Below are 1945 nucleotides of genomic sequence, written 5' to 3' on the forward strand. Positions count from 1 at the left end.
GGGCCCGCCCCGGGGCGCCCCCCGCCGCCGCGCCCAGCCCCGCCGCCAGGCCGGCGCCCAGCAGCGCCCGCCGTCCCCAGCCCTGCATGCCTGTTCCTCCCCCGTGGTCCCGGCGCCCGGCGCCGCACCCGCGCCGTCAGCGGCCGGGACCTTACGCGGCCGGCGCGGTCCCGGCCACCGCCGGCCCGCCCCGGCCAGGGCGTCGCAGCCGCCGGCGACCGTGCATGGAAGGTTATCGCAATCTCGTGAAATGAGATCGGCCTTCACGCTGGCTTAACGAAGCCGGCAGCACCTTCCCCTTGCCGGGAACAACCCTGCCATGCCGCCAGCGGGCAGCAGGGCAGGGCCGCGGCGGCGCAGCAAGGGAGCCGAGGGATGGCGACGATCGCCGGAAGCATGTTCGACGATCTTCTCCTGGGGGGGAAGGAAGCTGACACCGTCCGGGGCGGCGCCGGCGACGATGTCGCCTTCGGCGATGCCGGGCATGACCGCCTGTTCGGCGAGGAGGGCGACGACTACCTCGATGGCGGCGACGGCGACGGCGACGACGTGGCGGATGGCGGCACCGGCGACGACGTGCTGTTCGGCGGCCGCGGCCAGGACCTGCTGTTCGGTGGGGAAGGCGACGACTACGCCGCCGGCGGCCTCGGCAACGACACGATCTCGGGCGGCGGCGGCAACGATACCCTGGCCGGCGAGCTGGGCAATGACGCGCTGGTGGGCGGCAGCGGCGACGACCTGATGTCCGGCGGGTCCGGCAGCGACATCCTCGTCGGCGATGCCGGCAACGACCGCATGGGCGGCGACGCCGGCAACGACCTGCTCATCGGCGGCGCCGGCGACGACACGCTGGCGGGCGGCGCCGGGCAGGACACGCTGCTGGGCGGCGCCGGCAACGATGCCTTCCTCTTCACCTCCGGCGGCGGCAAGGACGTGGTGATGGACTTCTCGAACGGCGACATCCTGCAGATCCAGAAGAACATCAACAACCTCAACGTCTCCTCCGCGGCCGACCTGGCGAACCGCGTCTCCTCGCAGGGCGGCAACGCGGTGATCGACCTCGGCAATGGCGACACCGTCACGCTGGTCGGCATCAAGGCGGAGGACGTGAAGGCCAATCCCTCCGGCTACATCGTGATCGTCTGATCGCCCGACGCCCCGGCCGCCGAGGAGGTCCCGCCATGCGCATCCCGCCATGCCGCCTGCCGCCATGTTGATGCAGAGCCCGGACCGGGCGCATCTGGTCCTGTCCGGCGTCCGCCTGGCGCACGATATCGTTCTGCTGGTCTGGCACGACGGGCTCTGGCCCGGCCGCTTCCGCCCAGCCCTGGACGATGCGCCGCTGCGGCCGCCGCTGCTGGGCGCGGTGCTGCTGCCGGACCGGCTGCGCGCCGGCCTGGCGCGGCTGCCGGCCGAGGCGGACCCGGAGGCCTGGCTCGGCATCGCCGCCGGGGTGGAGGGGGCGCCGACGCTCCGCCTCGGCGACCTCGCGCCCGATCCGGACGCGCTGCTGCCCTCCCTGCCGGCGGAGGCGCGGGCGCGGCTCCTGCGGCTGCTGCTGGAAGCCGGGACCGGGCTGTTCCCGCTGCTGGACCAGCCCGGCATGCCCGCCTGGCTGCAGGCCCTGGCGGCGGAGGAAGCCGCCATGGCGCCCACCGCCGCCGCGGTCGCCGCCGGGCCGGGCGGGCTCTGCCTGCTGGCGGCCGAGGGGCCGGCGCCGCGCGGCCCGGTCTGGCTGGTTGCGGAAGCCGGGGTGCAACGCTGCGCCGCCGCCGCGGGCGGGGCGCGCCTGCACCTGCTGGCCGACCCGGCCCTACCCGGGGATGTGCTGGTGGCGGCGGATGGCTGGGTGCGCCGCGTCGTGGCGCCGCCGGCTCCCGGCGACCTGCCCTCGCTGCTCGACCGGCTGGCGGCCGATGCGCCGGACGCCAGCGCCCTCGCCGCC

The 1945-nt window shown here is 75.8% G+C and carries 2 protein-coding genes; both read left to right on the forward strand.

All coding sequences use genetic code 11. From position 1 onward, the window contains the following. The first annotated feature begins 375 nt into the window (after positions 1–375). A complete protein-coding gene (locus E2C05_RS31400; RefSeq protein ID WP_133223526.1) occupies positions 376–1146 on the forward strand; it encodes a calcium-binding protein in 771 nt (256 codons plus the stop codon). A gap of 64 nt (positions 1147–1210) precedes the next feature. Continuing rightward, positions 1211–1945 (forward strand): hypothetical protein (locus tag E2C05_RS31405; RefSeq protein ID WP_205083234.1); only part of this gene is annotated, 735 nt, incomplete at its 3' end.

Source organism: Paracraurococcus ruber (genome assembly GCF_004353985.1).
GTDB lineage: Bacteria > Pseudomonadota > Alphaproteobacteria > Acetobacterales > Acetobacteraceae > Paracraurococcus > Paracraurococcus ruber.